14 protein-coding genes and 1 pseudogene are annotated in these 17,296 nt (G+C 44.6%); 1 reads left to right on the top strand and 14 read right to left on the bottom strand.

The window, feature by feature from the left end; translation table 11 throughout:
* Nucleotide 1: 1 nt before the first annotated feature.
* The 5 genes and pseudogenes from R7Q09_RS16755 to pncC all read right to left on the bottom strand — a co-directional run bounded on the left by R7Q09_RS16755 (nt 2) and on the right by pncC (nt 6,877).
* Nucleotides 2-2,305, bottom strand: coding sequence for a tyrosine-type recombinase/integrase (locus R7Q09_RS16755; protein WP_318071135.1), 2,304 nt, complete (start codon nt 2,303-2,305; stop codon nt 2-4).
* A complete protein-coding gene (locus R7Q09_RS16750) occupies nt 2,305-4,347 on the bottom strand; it encodes a hypothetical protein (protein WP_169616062.1) in 2,043 nt (680 codons plus the stop codon). The genes R7Q09_RS16755 and R7Q09_RS16750 overlap by 1 nt, the downstream gene beginning before the upstream one ends.
* The gene (gene recA, locus R7Q09_RS16745; RefSeq protein ID WP_203346120.1) at nt 4,347-5,393 is read right to left on the bottom strand and encodes a recombinase RecA; all 1,047 of its coding nucleotides are present in this window, start codon (nt 5,391-5,393) and stop codon (nt 4,347-4,349) included. Before recA (R7Q09_RS16745) ends, R7Q09_RS16750 begins: the two co-directional genes overlap by 1 nt.
* Nucleotides 5,394-5,576: 183 nt before the next feature.
* A pseudogene (gene recA / locus R7Q09_RS16740) lies at nt 5,577-6,194 on the bottom strand (recombinase RecA); the annotation flags it as partial.
* A gap of 200 nt (nt 6,195-6,394) precedes the next feature.
* Nucleotides 6,395-6,877, bottom strand: a complete 483-nt coding sequence (pncC, locus tag R7Q09_RS16735) for a nicotinamide-nucleotide amidase (protein WP_151515113.1) — start codon at nt 6,875-6,877, stop codon at nt 6,395-6,397.
* Nucleotides 6,878-6,961: 84 nt separating this feature from the next.
* Between pncC and mutS the strand changes: the two genes are divergently transcribed.
* On the top strand, nt 6,962-9,523 hold the full coding sequence (mutS, locus tag R7Q09_RS16730; RefSeq protein ID WP_033907432.1) for a DNA mismatch repair protein MutS: 2,562 nt from the start codon (nt 6,962-6,964) through the stop codon (nt 9,521-9,523).
* An 82-nt stretch (nt 9,524-9,605) separates the two neighbouring features.
* Here mutS and rpoS read toward each other — a convergent pair whose 3' ends face one another.
* From rpoS to eno, 9 genes are all read right to left on the bottom strand, one after another.
* Nucleotides 9,606-10,592 (bottom strand): RNA polymerase sigma factor RpoS, encoded by a 987-nt coding sequence (gene rpoS, locus R7Q09_RS16725; RefSeq protein WP_005380887.1) that lies wholly within the window; start codon nt 10,590-10,592, stop codon nt 9,606-9,608.
* Nucleotides 10,593-10,672: 80 nt separating this feature from the next.
* Nucleotides 10,673-11,596: a peptidoglycan DD-metalloendopeptidase family protein gene (locus R7Q09_RS16720; protein WP_017633546.1), complete on the bottom strand. Its 924-nt coding sequence runs from the start codon at nt 11,594-11,596 to the stop codon at nt 10,673-10,675.
* Nucleotides 11,597-11,609: 13 nt separating this feature from the next.
* Nucleotides 11,610-12,236: a protein-L-isoaspartate(D-aspartate) O-methyltransferase gene (locus R7Q09_RS16715; RefSeq protein WP_005380892.1), complete on the bottom strand. Its 627-nt coding sequence runs from the start codon at nt 12,234-12,236 to the stop codon at nt 11,610-11,612.
* On the bottom strand, nt 12,236-13,012 hold the full coding sequence (surE, locus tag R7Q09_RS16710) for a 5'/3'-nucleotidase SurE (RefSeq protein ID WP_005380894.1): 777 nt from the start codon (nt 13,010-13,012) through the stop codon (nt 12,236-12,238). The genes R7Q09_RS16715 and surE overlap by 1 nt, the downstream gene beginning before the upstream one ends.
* Nucleotides 13,012-14,055: a tRNA pseudouridine(13) synthase TruD gene (truD, locus tag R7Q09_RS16705; protein WP_017821624.1), complete on the bottom strand. Its 1,044-nt coding sequence runs from the start codon at nt 14,053-14,055 to the stop codon at nt 13,012-13,014. Before truD ends, surE begins: the two co-directional genes overlap by 1 nt.
* A gap of 45 nt (nt 14,056-14,100) precedes the next feature.
* Complete coding sequence (ispF, locus tag R7Q09_RS16700) at nt 14,101-14,577, bottom strand: 2-C-methyl-D-erythritol 2,4-cyclodiphosphate synthase (RefSeq protein ID WP_318071134.1); 477 nt, start codon at nt 14,575-14,577, stop codon at nt 14,101-14,103.
* 14 nt (nt 14,578-14,591) lie between these two features.
* Entirely contained in the window at nt 14,592-15,299 is a 708-nt protein-coding gene (ispD, locus tag R7Q09_RS16695; RefSeq protein ID WP_017821625.1) for a 2-C-methyl-D-erythritol 4-phosphate cytidylyltransferase, read from the bottom strand.
* A gap of 1 nt (nt 15,300) precedes the next feature.
* The gene (gene ftsB, locus R7Q09_RS16690) at nt 15,301-15,582 is read right to left on the bottom strand and encodes a cell division protein FtsB (protein ID WP_005380907.1); all 282 of its coding nucleotides are present in this window, start codon (nt 15,580-15,582) and stop codon (nt 15,301-15,303) included.
* Nucleotides 15,583-15,971: 389 nt separating this feature from the next.
* A complete protein-coding gene (gene eno, locus R7Q09_RS16685; RefSeq protein ID WP_005383785.1) occupies nt 15,972-17,273 on the bottom strand; it encodes a phosphopyruvate hydratase in 1,302 nt (433 codons plus the stop codon).
* Nucleotides 17,274-17,296 lie beyond the last annotated feature (23 nt).

Genomic DNA, 17,296 nt, shown 5'->3' with positions numbered 1-17,296 from the left:
CTTATCCAGCCTTCTGTGTTAAGTTTTTCAATATCGCAGACTCCCCGCATGCTCTCATTGGCCTCATCTCGCCCTTGGCTATCTCTGGGACAGTTACTTGTGCAGGGCAACCTTCGCACATCTCACTAGAAGCATCGTGCTGCATTACAAAGCCATCTCTAAAGCAGTTGCAGCGTTCAGAGAGCCAAGGAGTGTTGCCAAGACACAGGCCACTTGGAATAAAGTCAAAGACAAGGTTGTTGGCCTCAACAGTCTCGATGGCAATTTCACGCATCATCTCGGGCATAGATGAGACAGTTTCTTCAAGCTTTTCTTTAAGCAGGGGAAAACCTTCACCACCTAAGTCATCTCTAAGCGAATAGTCAACCAATCTATTCGATCGAGCCTTGTTATATTGTTGATGTAGTTTCCTAAGAGCAGCTCCTGTTTTTTTCTCGATAAGATAGCGGACGGTCATGCTCCAGTCGACGTGTGCCAGTTCATGCATAAGGGCATCAGCGTCAGCTTTCTCATAGCGGTAATAAAACATGATCGCGAAGAAGCGACGGAACTGGTGCTCTGATAATTTCCAATGCTTACCGTCATTTCCACGCTCTATACCAATGAAATCGAAGAAGTCATCCGCAATTCGGTTGATTGTTCTCATTGTTGTAGGTGGGCGGTCAAAGGTGTCGTCAAATACGAAAATAGAATCCGAATTCTTTTGTTGGCGCCCCTTCTCGCTCAACCGTTCAAGTATGGAGACCGCTTTTTCAACCAAAGAAACAGTTGTGAAATCATCGTGTTTCTGCAAGGTTTTTGCGACAAAGCTGTTTAGCCATAGCAAGCCGTCTAGGTCTTTTTTGATGCACCCAACCTGTAAGCCAAACACCTCGGATTCCCGCCTTGCTGTTAAGGCGAAAATGATGACAACGCAACAAAATGGTAGGAAATGATATAGAGCTTTATGCAGCGAAATTTTCTTAGTCTTGTTCGCTAAAATAGACAGCCTTATTGAGTTGTATTGTCCACGGGTTAACTTAAAATCTTCCATGGACTTTTTCCGTGAAACCCCAACTGCCATGTTGTTAGCTATGGCTTCGTAGACATTATCAGAATGTTTACGGTTGCCCTCTCTATTCTGGGCATGTTTATAAGCAGACATCGGGAAAGGTGAGTGCAACCTATCATCGTCAGTCCTGTAGTTCCTGACTAGTTTATTCGTCCGTTTACCAGCCTGATAGTCATCACCCTGAACCAAGTCAAGTTCACGGTTGTATATAGCTTTAAAGTGCTTTTCAGCTTCAAATAAATCGTCAGCGTAGTCCAAGACGAAACGAGCTGCACCATCCATCATGTCTAAAAAGAGCATGGGAGGTATATCTCGTGTTCGCTCCGCCAAATCCAACATCTCATTGAAGTCGGGGTATTCGTAATTGGTATCTGCCTGAATGTCTTCGACGTCAAACGGAATGAAGTTGTAATTAAACAAACTACCGTAAACAGACTTAGCCTGAGAGTATGCTTTCAGCGTGGCTAAATAGTCCTTGTAAGACTTTTCATGCCCCATCTTCCTTTCATTTTCCTCAGTTAAAGTTTGGGAGTATAAAACCTCAAATCTTTCACTACTGTAATGCCTTTGCAGTTCAAGACTTTTTAGTGCGACGACTCTTTTGGCGCTTTCGTAGTTGTTGAAAGCGTACTCATTGATTCCCAATTCCTTGAATATTGAAGTTGTGTCTATTTTAGTTGGCTGCTTCTTACCTTTACTTCTAAGTATAGGAATTTTATATATATCCATATCTTCAAAGTAATCTTCCAGTATCTCAACGTACTTCAGGTTGTAGCCAAGTTTGTTGCCAGCGTTTTGAATTAAGTCGAAAAAATCACCATAAGATAAATCTTCAAGGTTGGTGATATACGGAGTTGAGAGAGCCTCAGAGACATAACGCTTAAGAGAGTCAACAAAGACTTTAACACGACTGTTTGATCCTAGGGTTATTGTATTATTGAAGTTGGCTGTAATTGTAATGGCAACAAGCAACTTCATATCATCAATAAGCCTTTGATTGTCTGACAGACGACCTCCGCCTAGAACGACAGTATCAAAGTGGACGTTTAGTTCCCCTGATGGTCTCTTTGAAGCAGAATCCTTGTTCGGCATAGATACGCGCCAAATGTTTTCTTTATAGTCATTCAGTAGCCAAGCGTAGTCATGATCAATTAAATCAGAGGGCTTTGTAAATCCGCCAGCCGCTAACAAAGACTCCTTGTCTGTTGGACTAAGGGAAAGGTAATCAGTAAGCGATATTTTCCTTGAAAGCATCAACTAATCTCTTTGAAATCAATTAATAGGTATGGATTATCGTGTTTTGACTTTTGATTCTTTGCATCTTCGACCAGCGCCTGTTTATTCTCAACAGGAGAGTCAGTCAATCGCGACAGCATGGTCTGAATAAATTTGAACCAAAAGTGCCAGTTCAAGTCCGTTGCATCAATTTGGTTCTCATCATTGGCTTTAGTTAGGGCTTCTTCCCACATAAGCAGGTGCATAACATTATCGACCGTTTCAATAAACACGTGCTCTTTGCTCTGGCAGGTTAGGCAGCGACCTACCTTTGTGCATAACTCACCTTCTTCAACATCTGGTTGCGTTCCACCAGTTGGATTAGAGCAAGCTATTCCACCAAAACCAGAATCAATAATTTGTTCCAAACGCTTCTGGTATTCGTTCGAATCTACACCTAGCTTTTCTGCTGCGTTGTCAATACGCATAGTGATTAAGGTTTGTAACCACTCCTTAAATTCTCGCATAACTGCGTCATGCTTAGCCTTCATGGCCGCTCGGTCGGCATAGGTTGTAGAAGTCTTGCCTTTCTTGTGCTGCGCTTCATCTTTGAGTTTTGATACACCACCATTCATGGCTGACAGAAGTAGAACACTCTTCCTCACCATTTCTGCTGTTGCAAACCATTGACCATGACTTATTTCGGAAAGAGTGGCTTTCATCTGCTCAGTAAAAGTTTGATCATCTGGTTTTCTAGGGAGCATGTCATCTACTCTCTTGTCCATAGTATTTGCATACGACAAGAACAGCTTTTCCTTGTCATCAGGCATGATATCCATATCCCTGTATGGCTGAGTCACCCTTCTGACATGCCGAACAACATCAAAACTCGATACTTTGAGCTTGCTGCTTATCGCTTTAAATAGATTACTTTTGGCTCGGCGCTTGTACCATTGAATCTCATGACCATTAACTATTTGTTGTTTCTTTATACAGTCTAGGGGAAGGTTAGTTGCAGACGAGACATTCATACTGTTGTCAAAGATTAACAACAATGCTGCTGGGGCGTATAATCGTGATGTGCAGCCAAGGCGATCAGCAAACCATAAGTCATTCCAGCCATAGACTTTTACATCCAAGCCTTCCTTTTTCCGAAGTTCGTTTAACCGCTTAGCCGCTGTACGATAAATATTCCCGTCTTTGTCCTTTAATTGAATTTTACCGTTGTGATACCAGAACCAAGCAAGAAGCCCATTCCGAAGTTCGTCATAAGTAAGATTTCGAATGTCTTTTAGCCTTGGGCTAGTTCTGCCACTGCCACCTGCAAAATTAAGGTATTCATCGATAAGAGGGCACAAGTGGCGATGGTTACGAATGGCAACAAGCCCCTTGGCTCTAATTTCCCTAGCCTCAAGAAACTTACCTTCAAGCGCCAACCTTATCCCAGACAAGCGTTTTGTTAACAGCCACTCTGCTTTTTTATCAAGTGCGAGTTCATTGAAATGCTCAGGGAGTTGATATAACCCCATAACCTCAACAGCTTTCACGTTTGCAATTAGCCGACTCATTTCAGAGTGGTTGTCTTTCTTGGAGCCTCCAATTGCATCAAGAACATAAGGGGGCAACATCGCGTCAGCAACGGTAGCTGGCTTCTGGTCACCACTACCTCCACCGAAAGAGTTCAATTGATAGAGCCTAGGAATCTTGTTTTTATGCGCAAGCAGACCCGTCCAAAAATTCATTCCAGATAGATAATTATTCTTGTTCGACGGTGATTTGTAAGTTTGATCTACATGTTCACGAAAGGAGATCATTGCCGACTGCCAGTGCTCGAAAGAACCATAGTCATTGAAAGGGGAGTCAGTATGGAGGTGTTCGAAAAGAGAATGGTTAATTCCCTCAATATGTTTAAGGAAACTTTTGAGAGCCATCCAGTTGATATTAAAGGTGCTTTCGCTGACCTCGGAGAACTTAGTTAGCCAGCACAGAGTATCGATAAACTCAGAGTGGTAATGGGCGGTGAACCCATCTTTATTAAAACAATATTCACCGCCATACAACATGAAGTTGCTTCGCATCATTAAAATGCATCATCCTCAGCAACATCTTCTTTTTCGGTTTCTTCTGGCTTTTCTGCTACTGGAGTTAATAGCAACTCACGCAACTTCGCATCAAGCTCCTGAGAAATATGACTATTTTCTTCAATAAACCGACACGCATTCGCTTTACCTTGACCAATCTTGTCGCCATTGTAGCTATACCATGCACCAGCTTTTTCTACAAGTTTGTGTTTCACGCCTAAGTCAATCAACTCACCGAAACGATTAAAGCCTTTACCATACAAAATTTGAGTATTAGCTTCTTTAAATGGGGCTGCAATTTTATTCTTAACCACTTTGATGCGAGTTTCGTTACCTACAACCTCATCACCTTCCTTGATAGCACCTGTACGACGGATATCAAGACGGACTGAAGCGTAGAATTTTAATGCGTTCCCGCCTGTCGTTGTCTCGGGATTCCCGAACATCACGCCAATTTTCATGCGAATTTGGTTGATAAATATGCACATGCAATTTGAGGCTTTCAGGTTACCTGTAATCTTACGCATAGCCTGAGAAAGCATACGTGCCTGAAGACCCATATGGCTATCACCCATCTCACCTTCAATTTCTGCTTTTGGAGTCAAAGCTGCTACCGAATCGACAACCATCACATCAACAGCACCAGAGCGAGCTAGAGCATCAACAATTTCTAGGGCTTGCTCACCAGTATCTGGCTGAGAGACTAATAACTCATCAATATTAACACCAAGCTTTTTAGCATAAATAGGATCGAGAGCGTGCTCTGCATCGATAAAAGCACAAGTTTTACCAGCTTTCTGAGCAGCAGCAATAGCTTCAAGAGTGAGGGTTGTTTTACCGGAAGATTCTGGGCCGTAGATTTCAACAATACGTCCCATAGGCAAACCACCTGCACCTAACGCTATATCTAAAGCAAGAGAGCCAGTTGAAATAGTTTCTACGTCCATTGTGCGATTATCGCCCAACTTCATTATGGAGCCTTTACCAAACTGCTTTTCAATTTGACCTAGTGCAGCAGCTAGTGCTTTTTGCTTATTCTCGTCCATCGTATACCTTCAATTCTTTGAAATTTGTAAACTGATTATTAGGTTCTTTGCCAACCCTTTGTCAAATCTTAATTCCAGACCAAGACAAAAAGCACCGACTCAAACTGTTCGCATCGGTATTAGCACTAAAAATTACTTTAGATACAATACTAATACCGATACGAACAATTATGCAATAGCACATTCGGGATTACCAAACATCACACCAATCTTCATACGGATTTGGTTGATGAAGATACACATACAGTTAGACTGCTTTAGGTTACCCGTTAGCTTACGCATTGCTTGAGAAAGCATACGTGCTTGCAGACCCATGTGGCTATCGCCCATTTCGCCTTCGATTTCTGCTTTCGGTGTTAGCGCTGCAACAGAGTCGACAACCATAACATCGATAGCACCAGAACGTGCAAGTGCGTCACAGATCTCTAGCGCTTGCTCACCTGTGTCTGGCTGAGAAACTAGCAATGCATCGATATCTACGCCAAGTTTCTTCGCGTATACAGGATCTAGAGCGTGCTCTGCATCGATAAACGCACAAGTTTTGCCTTCACGTTGCGCAGCAGCAATAAGCTCAAGCGTTAATGTTGTTTTACCTGAAGATTCTGGGCCGTAGATTTCTACGATACGACCCATTGGTAGACCACCAGCACCCAAAGCGATATCAAGAGAAAGAGAACCCGTTGAGATGGTTTCTACGTCCATTGCGCGGTTATCACCAAGGCGCATGATAGAGCCTTTACCGAATTGCTTTTCAATTTGACCTAGCGCAGCGGCGAGCGCTTTCTGTTTGTTCTCGTCCATTACTTTCTCCGATTTATTCATCTTCTTTGGGCGACGAATAGTAATTCATTTTTCTTAAGCAGAAGAACTGCTCAGCAATGAAAGTTATTATACTGTTGATTCATACAGTGTCCATACCTGTATGAAAAAAATTTGGCTGACCTAAAGTCGTGATTTGCTCTAGCCCTTATCAATGCTGGGCTAAAACAATTTAAGAAATTCTAGAGTAGATGTTGATACAATTGAGTCAGCGCATGCTCGACCGCTTTTTTGCGAACTTCTGCACGGTCACCAGTAAAATGCATGGTTTCGACTTGCTGCCAACTTTGGTTATCAGCAAAAGCAAAGCAGACCATGCCGACTGGTTTCTCTTCACTGCCACCACCCGGCCCTGCAATACCACTGATGGACACACCGATGGTCGCATTGGAGTTTTTAATTGCCCCCTGTACCATTTCAATCACAACTGGCTCACTCACTGCACCATGCGCTTCTAACGTTGAAGCTTGCACACCAAGCATCTCCATTTTCGCTTCATTACTGTAGGTGACAAACGCACGGTCAAGCCACGCTGAACTACCAGCAATGTCAGTAATGGCGGTTGCAACACCACCACCTGTGCATGACTCTGCGGTTGTTAAAACATGCCCGTGTTTAGCCAATAATGCGCCTAAATCGGCACTCAATTTTGTTGTTTTTTCCATAGCCAAAGTGCCCTTTGTCTCTTTTTACTTGATAGGGATTCACGTATCCTAAGCCGCTACGGAAATAAACAAAAGAACTTACCTGTGAAAGCTGAACAAAAACACACTCCGATGATGCAGCAATACCTCAAGCTAAAAGCTGAGAACCCAGAGATTTTGCTGTTCTACCGCATGGGCGATTTCTACGAACTCTTTTACGATGATGCCAAGCGAGCTTCTCAGCTTCTTGATATTTCATTGACCAAACGTGGTGCGTCTGCAGGTGAACCTATCCCAATGGCGGGTGTGCCATTTCACGCCGTAGAGGGCTACCTGGCAAAACTTGTTCAGCTTGGTGAGTCTGTGGCGATCTGTGAACAGATTGGCGATCCGGCTACCAGCAAGGGCCCGGTAGAACGTAAAGTTGTGCGTATCGTGACACCAGGTACTGTGACGGATGAAGCGCTGCTTTCTGAGCGTGTCGATAACTTAATCGCAGCAATTTACCATCACAACGGTAAGTTCGGTTATGCGACGCTGGATGTCACCTCTGGTCGCTTCCAACTGACAGAACCAGAAACTGAAGAAGCGATGACAGCCGAGCTTCAACGTACCGCACCACGTGAGCTACTGTTCCCAGAAGATTTTGAACCTGTACATTTAATGGCGAGCCGCAATGGTAACCGTCGTCGCCCAGTCTGGGAGTTTGAGCTTGATACTGCTAAGCAACAACTCAATCAACAATTTGGCACAAAAGATCTGGTTGGTTTTGGTGTAGAACATGCGTCCTTAGGGCTGTGTGCTGCTGGTTGTTTGATCCAGTACGTAAAAGATACTCAACGTACGGCTTTACCTCATATTCGCTCTTTAACGTTTGATCATCAGGATCAATCCGTCATCCTTGATGCTGCTACCCGACGTAATCTGGAAATTACTCAAAATCTAGCAGGCGGAACCGATAACACGCTCGCTGCAGTACTCGACCATTGTGCAACTCCGATGGGCAGCCGAATGCTGAAGCGTTGGTTGCATCAGCCTATGCGTTGCATTGAAACGTTAAACAATCGCCTTGATGCGATTGGTGAGATTAAAGAACAAGCTCTGTTTGCCGATCTTCAACCAACGTTAAAGCAAATTGGTGATATTGAACGTATCTTAGCGCGCCTTGCATTACGCTCTGCTCGCCCTCGCGATATGGCTAGACTTCGCAATGCCATGCAACAGCTACCAGAGCTAGAATCTGTCACCGCTTCTTTGACCCATCCGTACCTAACGAAATTGGCGAAGTATGCAGCTCCGATTGACGAAGTATGTGACCTGTTAGAACGCGCGATTAAAGAAAATCCGCCGGTTGTTATTCGTGATGGTGGCGTCATCGCTGAAGGCTACAATGCGGAGCTCGATGAATGGCGAAAATTGGCAGACGGTGCAACAGAATATCTTGAGCAGCTTGAGCGAGATGAGCGTGAACGACACGGTATCGATACGCTTAAAGTAGGCTATAACAACGTTCATGGCTTCTTTATCCAAGTGAGCCGTGGCCAGAGCCATTTGGTTCCACCGCATTATGTACGTCGCCAAACACTCAAAAACGCTGAACGCTACATCATCCCAGAGCTTAAGGAACACGAAGACAAAGTACTTAACTCGAAGTCTAAAGCGTTAGCACTTGAGAAACAGTTGTGGGAAGAACTGTTTGATCTATTGATGCCAAACCTTGAGAAGCTGCAAAACCTAGCTTCTGCTCTGTCTCAGCTAGATGTATTACAAAACCTAGCAGAGCGTGCAGATTCGTTAGATTACTGCCGCCCAACGCTTGTGAAAGACGCAGGAATTCACATTCAAGCTGGCCGTCATCCAGTCGTAGAACAAGTAACAACAGAGCCGTTCATCGCGAACCCAATTGAGCTTAACCCAGCCCGTAAGATGTTGATCATCACCGGTCCAAACATGGGTGGTAAATCAACCTACATGCGTCAAACTGCGCTGATTGCATTGATGGCACATATCGGCTCTTATGTACCGGCAGAATCCGCACAGATTGGTTCTTTAGATCGTATATTTACTCGTATTGGTGCATCAGATGATCTTGCATCTGGCCGCTCGACCTTCATGGTAGAAATGACCGAAACAGCCAATATTCTTCACAACGCAACTAAGAACAGTTTGGTGCTAATGGATGAAATCGGACGCGGTACTAGTACTTACGACGGTCTGTCTTTAGCTTGGGCAAGTGCGGAATGGCTCGCAACACAAATTGGTGCGATGACCCTATTTGCAACTCACTACTTCGAATTAACAGAGTTACCGAACCAACTGCCAAACTTAGCGAACGTTCACTTGGATGCCGTAGAGCATGGAGACAGCATTGCCTTTATGCACGCAGTTCAAGAAGGTGCGGCAAGTAAGTCTTACGGCTTGGCTGTTGCGGGCTTAGCTGGCGTACCAAAAACGGTCATCAAAAATGCGCGTAACAAGCTATCTCAGCTAGAGCAACTGGGGCAAAACAGTGACACACCGCGTCCAAGTGCAGTAGATGTGGCTAACCAGTTGAGCCTGATTCCAGAGCCTAGCGAGGTCGAACAAGCTCTGTCAGGTATTGATCCTGACGACTTAACGCCACGCCAAGCTCTTGAAGAGCTGTATCGCTTGAAGAAGATGCTGTAAACAGACTCACACCAACGAGCAAAAAAGAAAAAAGGCGATGGGGAACCATAGCCTTTTGCGTATCTAGTGAAATACGGATTATTTAATCGTCTTCTACGTTAAATAAGTTTTCCATATTCAAACCTTGTTTGATTAGGACTTCACGAAGACGACGTAAACCTTCCACTTGTATTTGACGTACTCGCTCACGTGTCAGACCAATCTCTCGACCAACTTCTTCCAGCGTCGAAGGCTCGTAGCCTAGTAGGCCGAAGCGACGTGCAAGCACTTCTTTCTGTTTCGGATTCAACTCTTCTAACCAATGAATCAACGATGATTTGATGTCGTCATCTTGAGTCGAAACTTCTGGATCAGAGTTGTTTGCATCAGGAATAATATCCAGCAGCGCTTTCTCACCGTCACCACCGATTGGCGTGTCGACAGAGCTAATACGCTCATTAAGGCGTAACATTTTGCTTACGTCTTCGACTGGAATATCTAATTGAGCAGCAATTTCTTCTGCGGTCGGTTCGTGATCGAGCTTTTGAGAAAGTTCACGCGCAGTACGCAGATAAATGTTCAGCTCTTTCACTACGTGGATAGGTAGACGGATCGTGCGAGTTTGGTTCATCAACGCTCGCTCTATCGTTTGTCGGATCCACCATGTTGCGTAAGTAGAGAAACGGAAACCACGTTCTGGGTCGAATTTTTCGACCGCTCGGATCAAGCCGAGGTTACCTTCTTCAATCAGATCGAGTAGTGCTAGACCACGGTTACTGTATCGACGAGAAATCTTAACAACCAAACGTAGGTTACTTTCGATCATACGTTTGCGTGCCGCTTCGTCGCCACGTAGGGCGCGTCTTGCGTAAAGCACTTCTTCTTCGGCAGTAAGTAAAGGTGAGAAGCCAATTTCGCCCAAATACAACTGAGTTGCATCTAAGCTTTTACTGCTCGCGTCAAATTCTTCACGCGCAGTCGCTTTGCTTTCTGTGGATGATGATCTTTCGAGTTCGTTATCAATGGTCTTCACTGACGCATTGTCAAATGCAAACTCTTCAACTTTGGTTACTGTGTTGCTGATACTCATAACGCCTCCCCCTGGCGAGTTAGCAAGACATGACAACTCAATATGTCGCTAAATGATGTCGCAAGTTGTTTTTCAAAGTTTTAAGGCAAATAGCGTTTTGGATTCACTGATTTACCTTGATAGCGAATTTCAAAGTGTAGTTTGACCGACTTTGCACCTGAACTACCCATGGTGGCGATTTTTTGTCCGCTTTTTACGCTTTGTCCTTCTGTGACCAGCAGTTTGTCATTATGTGCGTATGCGCTTAAATAATTGTCGTTATGCTTTACTATAATTAAGTTGCCATAACCTCGTAGCGCATTGCCTGAATAAACGACTGTGCCGGCTGCGGTTGAAACGATAGGTTGACCACGCTGTCCTGCGATGTCGATACCTTTATTTCCCTGTTCTCCCGCCGAAAAGTTCTTGATTACTCTCCCTTTTGTTGGCCACAACCACTTTGAGACTTTATCACTCTTTGCTGTGGTAGTTGGCGCTTTTTGCTTCACTTTTTGGTTATCTTTTGAACCAACATACTCCTTTGTTTTCGATTGTTCAACCTTCTTTGGAGGCTGTTTTTGTACGACTTTAGGCTTAGTCTCTGTAGGTTTTTGACTAGAGTTTTTACTCGAAGGTTTAGGTTTAGAGGCTGTTGATGTTTTCGTCACTGGAGCTGGGGGTGTCGTAACAACAGGAGCCACAACGGGTTCAACTTTTTGACCATATTTAGGGGCGACATATTTCGGAGCCCAAAGTTTTAGCCTCTGTCCTGGGTAGATAGTGTAAGGCTGAGTTAACTCATTGTAACGAACAAGATCATTTACATCTTTATCTGTGACATAAGCTATGAAGTAAAGTGTATCGCCTTTTTTTACCTCATAATAACTCCCTCTGTAACTCCCTCTTTCAAGGCTTGAATAGTCTTTTTTTAGGCTAGAGACAGGTGCAGGGGAATGCGCTGCACAACCAACTAGTCCTGCAGCAAACACAAAGCTAATACCAATATGACGTAGTAACTTATTCACCTATCCCTAACCCTTAAGCTAAATCACCCGCAACCAGAGGTACGAACCGAACCATTTCTACAACGGTAGAGAGATATTCGTCTCCCTTACGCTCTATTTTTAATAACTGTTGTTCCGTATCTCCAACAGGAATGACCATTTTGCCGCCATCTCTTAATTGTGAGAGAAGAGCTTGGGGAATCACTTCAGCGGCAGCGGTAACAATGATAGCATCGAAAGGACCTCTCGCTTCCCAGCCCTGCCACCCATCAGCATGCTTAGTTGAAACATTGTAAATATCCAATTGCTTCAGGCGACGCTTTGCTTCCCATTGCAACGATTTAATTCGCTCAACGGAGTATACATGATCAACAATTTGCGCCAGTACCGCAGTTTGATAACCCGATCCCGTTCCGATTTCCAGAACACGACTCGCCGGTTCTAGCTCAAGCAACTCGGTCATACGAGCAACGATATAAGGCTGAGAAATAGTTTGTCCCTGACCAATTGGTAACGCATTGTTATCATAGGCTTGGTGCATCATCGCTTGAGAAACAAAGCTTTCTCGTGGCAAGCGTTGGATAGCATCCAGAACTCTTTGGTCTTTGATGCCACTGGAGATAAGAAACGCTATCAACCTGTCAGCATGTGGGTTACTCATTACTTCTCTTCCTTTAACCAACTATCCATAGCACGCAGCGACTCGTGAGCGGTGAGATCAACTTGCAGAGGCGTCATTGAAACTCGGCCATGCTCAATTGCATAAAAGTCCGTGCCCTCTCCTGCATCTTGCTCCTTTCCTGGTGGCCCTAACCAATAAATGTCATGGCCTCTCGGATCTTTCTGCTTGATCATATTCTCTGCGTGATGACGTGCACCTAAACGCGTAACTTCAATTTCACCTAAATTCTCTGATGGTAAGTCAGGCACGTTTACGTTCAGTAGACGATTCGTTGGAATCGGCGACGCTAAATGCTGTTGTACAATTTGACGTGCAATTTTAGCGGCGGATTCGAAATGTCGCTTACCCACTAGTGAAAAAGCCACCGACTGAACGCCAAGGAAATGACCTTCCATGGCAGCTGCTACTGTTCCAGAATAAAGAACATCATCACCCAAATTAGCGCCATGGTTGATTCCTGACAGAACAAGATCAGGCAAATCATCTTTCATTAGCTCATTCAGCGCGAAATGCACACAATCCGTGGGCGTGCCTTGCACTGAGTAGATATTTGGGGCAATTTCAGTCACGCGTAATGGTTGTTCTAATGTGAGTGAATTCGAAGCACCTGAACGATTTCGATCAGGTGCGACAATGGTCACTTCGGCGATATCTCTCAACTCATCAGCGAGGGCATGAATCCCTTGTGCATGAACACCATCATCATTGCTGATTAAGACTCTTAAGGGCTTCGGGTTTCGTGAATCCTGTTCCATTAGTATTCTCTTTCTACTTCAACCTCATTAACTAACTCACGAACAATAGAGGTCGCAAAAGATCCCGCATCCAGTGAGAAAGTCAGCGTAATGTTGTTACCTTCAACCGTCCAAGCTAAATCTTTTGGCTTCAGCGCAATATCGCGACGATCGTGGCGCATGCGATTACCACGAATCAGCGCCATGAGGTCAGGCTCTTCGTCTAAAAACGGTTGCTCTAATGCCAGAGCCTCGGCTTGAGTAGGCAGTGCATTATCGCCAGCAAGCGCAGCGGTAATTGCCGCTTCACCTTGTGCAAATTGCACTTGCAAATCAGTGATGTTGTTTGCATCAATCAACTGAGTGCCAGAATTCGTCTGTGCAATGTCACCATCAATGAACTTATCAAACACACAATTCTCTAGACGAGCTGAAACGATGCGGTTGAAAATCCACGAACGAGCCGCTGATAAATACATGCTTCGCTTGTTTTGATTGCGGGTACGAACGTTTTCGCGTCCCCATCGACGTGCTTCTTCAAGGTTGTTGCCATCGTTACCAAAACGCTGACTACCAAAGTAATTTGGCACACCAACTTGTTTCACTTTTTCAAGACGTTGTTCTACATCCGCTATATCTGTCACTTCAGACAAAGTAACCACGAACTCGTTCCCTACTAGGTCACCAGGACGCAGTTTTTTATTGTGACGATCTGTTGCAAGGATTTCGATACTTGGGTATTGAGCCAAAAACGCTGAAAAATCTGGCGTTTCACCTTTTGGTAAATGGACACTTAACCACTGTTCCGTCACCGCATGACGGTCTTTAAGACCCGCCCAGCTAACGTCTTTCGACTTAACACCACAGGCTTTTGCTAACTCGTTAGCAACGAAGCTGGTGTTCTCACCCGTTTTACGGATACGAACCATTAGGTGCTCGCCTTCGCCCGTAAAGGCAAAACCTAAATCTTCGCGAACCTGAAAGTGCTCTGGCTGCGCTTTGATTTTTGCCGATGCAACTGGCTTACCCGTTAGGTAAGCCAATGAAGATAAAATGTCTGACATGATGTGTTTCCGCTGATATCACAGCTTAGAGGAGCAAATTGCTAGTTATTGCTTAAACAGAAGTACAACGGCTTCCGTTACAATGCCTTCTTTGCGTCCAGTAAAACCGAGACGTTCTGTCGTCGTCGCTTTTACGTTAATGTTACTAATGTCGGTTTCTAGGTCTTCGGCTATCGCCGCACACATTGCGTCAATGTGTGGTGCCATTTTAGGCGCTTGTGCCATGATGGTTACATCAGCATTGCCGAGACGGTAACCTTGCTCTTTGACTCGACGGTAAACGTCTTTCAGTAATTCACGACTGTTTGCGCCTTTCCATTTATCATCCGTATCTGGGAAATGACGACCAATATCGCCGGCAGCAATCGCGCCCAGCAGAGCATCCGTTAACGCATGCAACGCTACATCGCCATCTGAGTGTGCAATCAAACCTTGCTCATAAGGGATTGCTACACCACCAATAATGACCGGGCCTTCACCACCGAATTTATGTACATCGAAACCATGACCAATTCGAATCATTTTCTATCCTTTCTTTATTCGCCGCGCTCACGGCTTAGATAAAACTCGGCTAACGCAAGGTCTTCTGGCTGAGTGATTTTTATATTGTTCGCATTCCCTTGAACTAAGGCTGGCTTCTCGCCTAACCACTCCAAAGCCGAGGCTTCATCGGTAATGGTTACACCCTGTTCTAATGCGTCAGCCAGTGCTTGAGTAAGCTGCTGAGTTTTAAACATTTGTGGAGTCAGTGCATGCCACAATGCTTCTCTATCTACCGTATGATCGATATCTTGTACTGCGTTTGCTCGCTTCATTGTATCTCTCACAGGAGATGCGAGAATGCCACCCGTTGAGTGAGCGCAGCAAACATCAATCAAACGGTCAATGTCGGATGTTAATACACATGGCCTTGCAGCGTCGTGAACTAATACCCACTCGCTTTCCAGATGCTCATTGACATAGTTTAGCCCTGATAACACAGAGTCTGCTCTTTCTTTACCACCAGCGACACGAATCACATCTGGGTGCTTAGCAATGGACAATTCTGGGTAATATGGGTCGCCGTCAGTAATGGCAACGACAACCTTAGAAATATTTGGGTGGGAAAGCAGTTTCTCTACGGTATGTTCCAGTACCGCTTTACCTTCGATCAATAAATATTGCTTAGGGCGATCTGCCTTCATTCTGCTACCCACACCCGCAGCTGGCACAATTGCGATATGCGATGAGTTCATATCCAACATTTTAATGGTTTTCCTCACCTATAATGCGGTAAAAAGTCTCGCCATCTTTAACTAAACCGAGCTCATGACGCGCACGTTCTTCAATCGCATCAAGACCTTGCCTTAAGTCATCAATCTCAGCGAACATTTCATTGTTGCGAGCTTGTAGCTTGCTGTTCACTTGTTGCTGAACTTCAATTTCATCTTTTACTGTGTAGTAGTCAGACACTCCGTTTTTACCAAACCATAGAGTGTATTGAAGCAAGCCAAACAGTAGCGTAAGGGCTATAACAAAGATTCGCATATCGCTGCTAACATTCTGTACCGGAAGGAATTAGATAAGGTGACATATATAGCATAAATGCGAGGTTGCCTCTAGGGGAGAAAGGGAGACTCACACGCTCCTTACAAGAAATAAGCAGCAAAATGAAACAAGCTCATGGGAAGCGAACCTTACCCATGACCAAAGTAAGACCCCAAAATACAAATCTATAAATACAAAAAAACGCCGTAGCGAGGGTTTCAAAAAGCTATTTAGCGAAACTTTACTCAATAAGAATTAAGCTTGGCCTTTAACTTCTTTAAGACCGCTTACTTGAAACATGGACTTAGCGCTTCCGTTATATAAAAAAACACCCCGCTAAGGCAGGGTGTTTTAAAAGCTTTAAGTTAAGCTGCTAATTCAGTGAAGAATTAAGCTTGACCTTTAACTTCTTTAAGACCGTTGAAAGGAGCGCGCTCACCTAGAGCTTCCTCGATACGGATTAGCTGGTTGTACTTAGCAACACGGTCAGAACGGCTCATAGAACCAGTTTTGATTTGACCTGCAGCTGTACCTACCGCTAGGTCAGCGATAGTTGCATCTTCAGTTTCGCCAGAACGGTGAGAGATTACTGCTGTGTAACCTGCGTCTTTAGCCATCTTGATTGCAGCTAGAGTCTCAGTTAGAGAACCGATTTGGTTGAACTTGATAAGGATAGAGTTAGCTACGCCTTTCTCGATACCTTCAGCAAGGATCTTAGTGTTAGTAACGAATAGATCGTCACCTACTAGTTGAAGCTTGTCACCTAGTAGTTCAGTTTGGTGCTTGAAGCCATCCCAGTCAGACTCGTCTAGACCGTCTTCGATAGAAACGATTGGGAATTGGTTAGCTAGCTCAGCTAGGTAGTGGTTGAACTCTTCAGAAGTGAAAGTTTTACCTTCGCCTTTCATGTTGTAGATGCCAGCTTCTTTGTCGAAGAACTCAGATGCAGCACAGTCCATAGCTAGAGTTACGTCTTTACCTAGTTCGTAACCAGCAGCTGCAACAGCTTCTGCGATAACTTCTAGAGCTTCAGCGTTAGATTTAAGGTTAGGAGCGAAACCACCTTCATCACCAACTGCAGTGCTGTAGCCTTTAGACTTAAGAACTTTAGCTAGGTTGTGGAATACTTCTGCACCGATACGTAGACCTTCTTTAAGAGTCTTAGCGCCAACTGGTTGGATCATGAACTCTTGGATGTCAACGTTGTTGTCTGCGTGCTCACCACCGTTGATGATGTTCATCATTGGTAGAGGCATAGAGAACTGACCTGCAGTGCCGTTTAGCTCAGCGATGTGCTCGTATAGAGGCATGCCTTTCGCAGCAGCAGCAGCTTTAGCGTTTGCTAGAGAAACAGCTAGGATAGCGTTAGCACCGAATTTAGATTTGTTTTCAGTGCCGTCTAGTTCGATCATTACTGCGTCGATTGCAGCTTGGTCTTTAGCGTCTTTGCCAACTAGAGCTTCAGCGATTGGGCCGTTTACAGCTTCAACTGCTTTAAGAACACCTTTACCTAGGAAACGTGCTTTGTCACCGTCACGTAGCTCAAGAGCTTCGCGAGAACCAGTAGATGCGCCAGATGGAGCTGCCGCCATACCTACGAAACCGCCTTCTAGGTGTACTTCAGCTTCTACAGTTGGGTTACCACGTGAGTCGATGATTTCACGACCTAGAACTTTAACGATCTTAGACATTAATGTTTCCTCTCGTTTCAAAT

Source organism: Vibrio sp. 2130-1 (assembly GCF_033339515.1).
Note: the sequence above shows the minus strand (reverse complement) of the source record. Positions and strands in the feature narration are given on the sequence as shown.

What these genes read in the sequence shown, in the direction of transcription:
- eno (WP_005383785.1), bottom strand. Translation starts at nt 17,273, where the DNA reads ATGTCTAAGATCGTTAAAGTTCTAGGTCGTGAAATCATCGACTCACGT.
- surE (WP_005380894.1), bottom strand. Translation starts at nt 13,012, where the DNA reads ATGGAACAGGATTCACGAAACCCGAAGCCCTTAAGAGTCTTAATCAGC.
- ftsB (WP_005380907.1), bottom strand. Translation starts at nt 15,582, where the DNA reads ATGCGAATCTTTGTTATAGCCCTTACGCTACTGTTTGGCTTGCTTCAA.
- R7Q09_RS16715 (WP_005380892.1), bottom strand. Translation starts at nt 12,236, where the DNA reads ATGAGTAACCCACATGCTGACAGGTTGATAGCGTTTCTTATCTCCAGT.
- ispD (WP_017821625.1), bottom strand. Translation starts at nt 15,299, where the DNA reads ATGTTGGATATGAACTCATCGCATATCGCAATTGTGCCAGCTGCGGGT.
- rpoS (WP_005380887.1), bottom strand. Translation starts at nt 10,592, where the DNA reads ATGAGTATCAGCAACACAGTAACCAAAGTTGAAGAGTTTGCATTTGAC.
- recA (WP_203346120.1), bottom strand. Translation starts at nt 5,393, where the DNA reads ATGGACGAGAATAAGCAAAAAGCACTAGCTGCTGCACTAGGTCAAATT.
- truD (WP_017821624.1), bottom strand. Translation starts at nt 14,055, where the DNA reads ATGTCAGACATTTTATCTTCATTGGCTTACCTAACGGGTAAGCCAGTT.
- pncC (WP_151515113.1), bottom strand. Translation starts at nt 6,877, where the DNA reads ATGGAAAAAACAACAAAATTGAGTGCCGATTTAGGCGCATTATTGGCT.
- R7Q09_RS16755 (WP_318071135.1), bottom strand. Translation starts at nt 2,305, where the DNA reads ATGCTTTCAAGGAAAATATCGCTTACTGATTACCTTTCCCTTAGTCCA.
- R7Q09_RS16750 (WP_169616062.1), bottom strand. Translation starts at nt 4,347, where the DNA reads ATGATGCGAAGCAACTTCATGTTGTATGGCGGTGAATATTGTTTTAAT.
- ispF (WP_318071134.1), bottom strand. Translation starts at nt 14,577, where the DNA reads ATGATTCGAATTGGTCATGGTTTCGATGTACATAAATTCGGTGGTGAA.